The sequence below is a fragment of the Mesorhizobium sp. M1E.F.Ca.ET.041.01.1.1 genome (genome assembly GCF_003997355.1).
In the GTDB taxonomy this organism is placed as follows: Bacteria; Pseudomonadota; Alphaproteobacteria; order Rhizobiales; family Rhizobiaceae; genus Mesorhizobium.
The window spans coordinates 1-7,101 of record NZ_RZSL01000320.1 but is presented as its reverse complement, the minus strand read 5'-3'; the positions used below and the strand labels follow the sequence as shown (position 1 = coordinate 7,101).

The 7,101-nt window shown below is 64.3% G+C and carries 7 protein-coding genes, 1 pseudogene and 1 riboswitch; of the genes and pseudogenes, 1 reads left to right on the top strand and 7 read right to left on the bottom strand.

Annotated features, from left to right (window positions below; all coding sequences use genetic code 11):
* Nucleotides 1–9: 9 nt before the first annotated feature.
* The 5 genes from dxs to EOA38_RS23005 form a co-directional block, all read right to left on the bottom strand.
* Entirely contained in the window at nucleotides 10–1,923 is a 1,914-nt protein-coding gene (dxs, locus tag EOA38_RS23025; protein ID WP_126095245.1) for a 1-deoxy-D-xylulose-5-phosphate synthase, read from the bottom strand.
* A 232-nt stretch (nucleotides 1,924–2,155) separates the two neighbouring features.
* Nucleotides 2,156–3,076 (bottom strand): pirin family protein, encoded by a 921-nt coding sequence (locus EOA38_RS23020; RefSeq protein ID WP_126095246.1) that lies wholly within the window; start codon nucleotides 3,074–3,076, stop codon nucleotides 2,156–2,158.
* An 8-nt stretch (nucleotides 3,077–3,084) separates the two neighbouring features.
* A complete protein-coding gene (locus tag EOA38_RS23015; RefSeq protein WP_126095247.1) occupies nucleotides 3,085–3,351 on the bottom strand; it encodes a DUF2277 domain-containing protein in 267 nt (88 codons plus the stop codon).
* 23 nt (nucleotides 3,352–3,374) lie between these two features.
* Nucleotides 3,375–3,626 carry an exodeoxyribonuclease VII small subunit gene (locus EOA38_RS23010; protein ID WP_126095248.1) on the bottom strand — a complete coding sequence of 84 codons (252 nt, stop codon included), beginning with the start codon at nucleotides 3,624–3,626 and terminating at the stop codon, nucleotides 3,375–3,377.
* A 3-nt stretch (nucleotides 3,627–3,629) separates the two neighbouring features.
* The gene (locus EOA38_RS23005) at nucleotides 3,630–4,556 is read right to left on the bottom strand and encodes a histone deacetylase family protein (RefSeq protein WP_126095249.1); all 927 of its coding nucleotides are present in this window, start codon (nucleotides 4,554–4,556) and stop codon (nucleotides 3,630–3,632) included.
* 115 nt (nucleotides 4,557–4,671) lie between these two features.
* Nucleotides 4,672–4,850, top strand: a riboswitch (cobalamin riboswitch).
* Between the two features lie 40 nt (nucleotides 4,851–4,890).
* Here EOA38_RS23005 and bluB point away from each other — a divergent pair.
* Nucleotides 4,891–5,622, top strand: coding sequence for a 5,6-dimethylbenzimidazole synthase (gene bluB / locus EOA38_RS23000; RefSeq protein ID WP_127221226.1), 732 nt, complete (start codon nucleotides 4,891–4,893; stop codon nucleotides 5,620–5,622).
* A gap of 32 nt (nucleotides 5,623–5,654) precedes the next feature.
* Here bluB and EOA38_RS22995 read toward each other — a convergent pair whose 3' ends face one another.
* Together EOA38_RS22995 and EOA38_RS22990 are read right to left on the bottom strand one after the other, a co-directional pair.
* Nucleotides 5,655–6,635: a hypothetical protein gene (locus tag EOA38_RS22995; RefSeq protein WP_126095251.1), complete on the bottom strand. Its 981-nt coding sequence runs from the start codon at nucleotides 6,633–6,635 to the stop codon at nucleotides 5,655–5,657.
* A 234-nt stretch (nucleotides 6,636–6,869) separates the two neighbouring features.
* Nucleotides 6,870–7,101, bottom strand: a pseudogene (locus EOA38_RS22990) (TetR/AcrR family transcriptional regulator); the annotation flags it as partial.

Below are 7,101 nucleotides of genomic sequence, written 5' to 3'. Positions count from 1 at the left end.
GAATTAGATTCAGGCGCGCTGCGCCTGCACGCCGTGGCCGAGCGCGGCAAAGACCGTGCCCACGATGCCGGCCGCGTCGAGGCCCGCGTCGGCATACATTTTTTCCGGCTTGGCGTGATCGGTGAACTCGTCGGGCAAGATCAGCGGGCGGACCTTGAGGCCATTTTCCAGCAGGCCTTCATGGGCGAGGAAATGCAGCACATGGCTGGCGAAGCCGCCGACAGCGCCCTCCTCCACCGTCACCAGAACCTCATGCGAGCGCGCGAGGCGGCGGATGAGATCCTCGTCCAGCGGCTTGGCGAAGCGGGCGTCGGCAACGGTGGTGGAGAGGCCGGCCGCGCCGAGCTCCTCCGCTGCCATCAGGCAATCCTGCAGCCGCGTGCCGAAGGAAAGCAGCGCCACCTTGGTCCCTTCCTTCAGGATCCGTCCCTTGCCGATTTCGAGCACCGAGCCGCGCTCCGGCATGTCGACGCCGACGCCGTTGCCGCGCGGATAGCGGAAAGCGATCGGGCCGCCGTCATAAGAAGCGGCGGTGCGCACCATGTGGCGCAGTTCCGCTTCGTCGGCGGCGGCCATGACGACGAAGCCGGGCAGAGAAGCCAGGAAGGTCGTGTCGAAGGCGCCGCAATGGGTGGCGCCGTCGGCGCCGACGAAGCCGGCGCGGTCGATCGGGAAGCGCACCGGCAGTTTCTGGATCGCCACGTCATGCACGACCTGGTCGTAGGCGCGCTGCAGGAAGGTTGAATAGATGGCAGCGAAGGGCTTGTAGCCCTCGGTGGCCAAGCCGGCGGCGAAGGTCACCGCATGCTGCTCGGCGATGCCGACATCGAAGGTTCTGGCCGGGAACACCTCGCCGAAGAGGTCGAGGCCGGTGCCGCTCGGCATGGCGGCGGTGATCGCCACGATGCGGTCGTCCTCGCGGGCCTCCTGGATCAGGCTTTCGGCGAAGACCTTGGTGTAGCTCGGCGCGTTGGCCGGCGCCTTGGCCTGCGCGCCGGTGATGACGTCGAACTTGTTGACGCCGTGATATTTGTCGGCGGCGGCTTCCGCCGGCGCGTAGCCCTTGCCCTTCTGGGTCACGACATGGATCAGCACCGGGCCGTCGGCATTGTCGCGAACATTCTTCAGCACCGGGATCAGATGCTCCAGATTGTGTCCGTCGATCGGGCCGATGTGGAAAAATCCCATCTCCTCGAACAGCGTGCCGCCGGTGACGTAACCGCGCGCGTGCTCGACCGCCCGGGTGATGGCACTGTCGGCGCGCTTGCCGAAATAGGAGGTCAGCTTCTTGCCGAAATCGCGCAGGCCGAGATAGGTCTTGCCGGAGGCGAGCCTCGCCAGATAGGCGCTCATCGCGCCGGTCGGCGGGGCGATCGACATGTCGTTGTCGTTGAGGATGACGATCAGACGGGCGTCGAGCGCACCGGCGTTGTTCATCGCCTCATAGGCCATGCCGGCCGACATCGCTCCGTCGCCAATCACCGCGATGACATTGTTGCGGCCGCCCGACAGATCGCGGCCCATGGCCATGCCGAGACCGGCGGAAATCGAGGTCGAGGAGTGTGCGGCGCCGAAGGGGTCGTATTCGCTCTCGGCTCGCCGCGTAAAGCCGGAGAGGCCACCCTCCTGGCGCAGCGTGCGGATGCGGTCGCGGCGGCCGGTCAGGATCTTGTGCGGATAGGCCTGGTGGCCGACATCCCAGATCAGCCGGTCTTCCGGCGTGTTGAAGACATAGTGCAGCGCAACCGTCAGCTCGACGACGCCAAGGCCGGCGCCGAGATGGCCGCCGGTGTGCGAAACGGCGTCGATCAGTTCGGCGCGCAGCTCGGTCGCCAGCTGCGGCAGCTCGCTTTCGTCGAGCGCCCGCAAATCCGCGGGAATGCGGACCTTGTCGAGAAGTGGCGTATCGGGCTTCGGGTTCACTCTTTGGCGGCCTGCTGAGATCTTAACCTTGCATCAGAGCGGTTAACCGTTTCACGGGACCGCTCTGTCTTTTCTGTTTCACGCAATTCCGGACGGAAAACCGTTTCACATTTTTCCTGGAATTGCTCCAACTTTCACAAATATGCGCGTTGATCATGCGCGAAATATGCCGCTGGCGAGCGAATGTAAATGCGTGTCAGTGACGCGGTTGGCGCAGGATGTCCATCCAGTTCTAACCTTCCGGCAACGGGATGAATTCTTCCTCATCGCCAGGAACGATATCGAAGCGGCCTGTCTTCCATTCTTCCTTGGCCTGCTCGATGCGTTCTTTCGAGGACGAAACGAAATTCCACCATATATAACGCTTGGAGCCCAGCGACGCTCCACCGAACAGCATGAAATGCGCGCCCCGTTCGGACGAAACGACGATCTCCTCGCCCGGTTTGAACACCAGAAGCCGCTCGGCCGGAAAATGATCGCCGGCAATCGAGACCTCGCCCTCCAGCGTATAGATGGCGCGTTCCTCGGCATCGGCGGGGATTTTCACGCTGGCGCCCGCCGCCAGCCGCAGATCGGCATAAAGCGTGTCCGATGCGGTCGCGACCGGCGAGCGCAGCCCGGAAAATTCGCCGATGACGACGCGGCCGCTGACGCCTTCGGCGTCGATCTCGGGCAGGCGGATCACCGATGTGTTGGCGAAGACCGGGGCGATCTCCTCCTTGCCGTCGGGCAAGGCGAGCCAGGTCTGCAAGCCGGAGACCGACATCGGCGCGCCGCGCAGCTCTTCCGGCGTGCGCTCGGAGTGGACGATGCCGCGGCCGGCGGTCATCAGGTTCACATCGCCTGGCGCGATCACCATTTCGGTGCCGAGCGAGTCGCGGTGCCGGATCTTGCCGTCGAACAGATAGGTGACGGTGGAAAGCCCGATATGCGGATGCGGGCGCACGTCGATCGCATGGCCGGCGCGCAGGATGGCCGGCCCCATGCGGTCGAAGAAGATGAACGGTCCGACCAGCCTGCGTTTTGCGGTCGGCAAGGCGCGGCGGACCTCGAAGCCGCCGATGTCCTTGGCGTTGGGGATCACCATCAATTCGATCTGGTCGCAGGCGAAGGCGTCGCCGGCCTCGGGATCGTTGCCTGGAAAGAAGCTCATGGCAGGTCTCAGGCGAAGCGGAGCGCGGATCTGGCTTTCGCCTTGGCCGCCTCTTCCTCGCGATTGCGCGGATGCTGGGTGGTTTCCATCGAATCGAGCAGTTCGCGCGCCGCGGCGGCAATCGCCTCGACGGCATGGTGGAAGGCGTGCTCGTTGCGCTTGGAGGGCTTGGTCGAGCCGCTCAGCTTGCGCACGAACTGCAGGGCTGCATCATGGACCTCGTCGTCGGTTGCCGGCGGTTCGAAGTTGAACAGGGTCTTGATGTTTCGGCACATGCTTGAACTCCTTGCAACACACCTTACTCGGCGTCGAGCGGCTCCGTTCCAACCGGCTTGCCGTCGCGCGAAAGCCTGATCTTCTCGACTTTGTCCTCGGCCGCCTTGAGCAACCGGTCGCAATGCGCCTTCAGCGCCTCGCCGCGCTCGTAGATCCGGATGGACTGGTCGAGCGGGACGTCGCCGCGCTCCAGATCATCGACGATCTTCTCCAGCGCGTCGAGCGCCTGTTCGAAGCTCATCGTTTTGACGTCTTGGTTAGCTTCATCAGCCATCATTTATCCTTTCATCAGCCGCCCGACATGGGCGGCGACCGAAAATGCCAGTCCCTGCAGATCGTAGCCGCCCTCCAGCAGGCTGACGAGCCGGTTGCCGCTATGGCGCCCGGCGCGCTCCATCAACTGGCCGGTTGCCCAATCGAAATCGTCCTCGGTCAGGTTGATCTCGGCGAGCGGATCGCGATGGTGCGCATCGAAGCCGGCGGAAATGATGATCAGGTCCGGCGCGAACGCGTCGATCGACGGCAGCACGCGCGAAAGGAAGGCGTCGCGGAACAGCTCGCTGCCGGTGCGGGGTGCCAGCGGCGCGTTGACGATGTTGCCGGCGCCGGTTTCGCTTTTCGCGCCGGTGCCCGGATAGAGCGGCATCTGGTGCGTCGAGCAATAAAGCACCGACGGATCGTCCCAGAAGATGTCCTGCGTGCCGTTGCCGTGGTGGACGTCCCAATCGACGATGGCGACGCGCTCGGCCTGATGCTTCTTCTGTGCATGACGGGCGGCGATCGCCGCGGTGTTGAACAGGCAAAAGCCCATCGCGGTGGTCTTTTCGGCGTGGTGGCCGGGCGGGCGCGCGGCGACGAAGGCATTGGCGGCGCGGCCTTCGAAGACATCGTCTATCGCCGCGTTGGCGGCACCGATCGCCGTCACCGCGGCCTGCCAGCTCTTCGGGCTGGCGCTGGTGTCGGCGTCGATGGAGACGATACCGCTTGCGGGAATGGCCGCGCGGATGCGGGCAACAAAATCTTCCGGATGCGCGTAGAGGATGGTCGCCTCGTCGCCTTCCGGCGCCTTGACGCGGTCGAGAGCCGAAAAAGCCTCGTCATCCAGCACGCGCTCGATGGCGCGCAAACGGTCCGGCCTTTCAGGGTGGCCGGGCGGCGTGAGGTGTTCCAAGAATACCGGATGGGTGTAGAGACGGGTGGTCATGGCGCCTAATCTAGGCACGCGTGGCCCGGATGACCATGTTTGATGGCCGAATGGCTGGGGAAAATTGCGCCCGATAGTGTCGCTGGCGGCATTGGCGCGGCCTCTGCTTCGCGATAAGGTCGGACTGCTGCCTGGTGCCCGCGAGGCGGGAGAATCGGGAACACGGTTGAACTCCGTGGCGTGCCCAACGCTGTGAGGGGGACCGCGCCGGCAAAAGCCACTGTCCTAGACGGGAAGGCGCCGGACGTGGGTCGATCCCGAGCCAGAAGACCGGCCCGGCAGACATGGTCTTCCGCATGGTCAGGCGGAGGACTGCTGTCGCAAGGGACAAGCGATGCAGGCACAAGCGGCCGCCATGGGCGGCGATGACTTTGACCAATTGGCGCGCGATGCCGTCTATCGGGCGATGTTCACCCGGCGCGACGTGCGCAGCCATTTCGTTGCCGACGGTATCGACGATGCCGTTCTGGCGCGGCTGCTGACGGCCGCCCATCACGCGCCGTCGGTCGGCTACATGCAGCCCTGGAATTTCATCGTTATCCGCGATGTGACAAGGCGGCGGCAGGTGCGCGACCTGTTCCTTGCCGCGCGCGAGCAGGAATTGCCGGCGATCGAGGCGGAGCGGCAGGCGCTCTACCGCAAGCTGAAGCTCGAGGGCATCTGCGAAAGCGCGCTCAATCTCTGCATCACCTGCGACCGGCAGCGTTCAAGGAACTCGCCGCTCGGGCGCTGGCACAACCCGGAAATGGACCTCTACAGCACCGTCTGCGCGGTGCAGAACTTCTGGCTGGCGGCGCGGGCGGAAGGTGTCGGCGTCGGCTGGGTGAGCATCATCGAAACGGACGCGCTGAAGCGGCTCCTGTCGATCCCCGAGCACGTCACGCCGGTTGCCTATCTCTGCGTCGGCCGTGTTTCGGAATTCGCGCCGAGGCCGGACCTCGAGGCGCATGGCTGGGGCAAGCGCCTGCCGCTGGCCGAGCTGGTGATGAGCGAGACCTTTTGCGGCGCCGGCGAGGCGCCGCTCAAGTCGGCGATTGCCCGCCTCGGAGAGCAGCCGAAGCCGTGATCGGGCTGCCGTCGTGATCAAGGGGCTGCCGATCAAGCAGCCCGGGGCGAATCCCAGCGCGAGCCGCCGAAGGAGCCGAGCGCCTTGTCGCGAAGCTCTCTGAATTTCGATGACGCTTCGGCCAGCCGCTGATCCCATTCCGGGTTCGGAACCTGGCCTTCGATGGCGTCGAAATAGACCTGCATCAGCGAGACGATGGCGAAGGGTTCGATGAAGGCCGCCTTGAAGGCCCAGGCAAAGACGATTGCCAGCACGAAGGCCCAGCCGGCAAGCTGGCCCGGCATGACCCACAGGATCGCGCCTGCCGGCGCCAGCATCAAAAGAAAGATGACGAAGGACACGCCCCACATGATCACCGCCAGCCAGACGGCGTTCTTGACCATGTGCTTGCCGTTCTGCGCGTAGAGCACGACGCCTTGCCTGGCGGTTTCGAACGGAGAGTTCGAATTGATGCGGATGTTGTAGCCGAGGATGATCTCGTCGACATAGGTCAGCGACAGGCGGATGACGGTGTTGATGAAGCTGACGAGGCCGTTCAAGCCCGGAATGGGCAAGAACGCCGCGATGCCGCCGATCAGGCCGGTGATGGCGCGGATGGCGCCCTTCACCAATTGGTCGACGACGAAAAGAATGTTGGCCTCGGCGAAGCGCTGGGTCACCACTTCCTTCGCATAGGCGATCTGGCGCTGGCCGTCGGGGACGTCGTGGCCATCGATCAGGTGGACCATGACGGCGATGTGACCGGCCTTGAGCACATAGAGGATATATTCGCGGATCCAGTAGACGGCGATCGAGACGACGCCGAAGCCGACAACCCCGCCCCACAAGGCAAAGGACATCGGTCCATCGGGATCGGTGGAGATGTGGCCGACACCGTAGCCGACGCTGGCGCCGGTGCCGGTCGCCATGATGTAGGCCAACGTGATGCCGAAATAGACGATCATGCGAAAGACGATGAACGGCCATGTCCGCATCATGATGGACACCGACCGGCCGATGCTGAAGTCCCACATGGCCCCGACTCTCCCGCCTCGCGCATGACCCCGAAAATCGGAATCGATTTTCGGAAAGGATCATGCGGCATAGTCAAAGTGTTACAGCGTCCTTTGCGCGTTCGAAGAACGCGCGGCGCTGTAAGAGAATGGTCGAGGAGGATGCGCTCGCGCCTGTCATTGTCAATTGCGACGGCGCCGCGCCAGTCCCAAAACCGGTGCACAAACCGGCGATATCCTTACCCGATCGTGCAGTCAGGGCTTTTTGCGCAGTCCTTCCAGTAGCTGCTTGAACGCCGCTATCGCCTTCTTCGACGTCGCCTCGGGGTCGTTCGAATTGGCAATGCGTTGCGAGGCCTGGCTGCTGGCGCCGTTGATCAGCCGCGCGGCGGTCTCGGGGTCGAGATCGGGCACGACGACGCCCTCTTCCTGCAGTCTCGTCAGATGATCCGTCATCGACGCGGTGCAGGCATTGGCGTTCGACCAC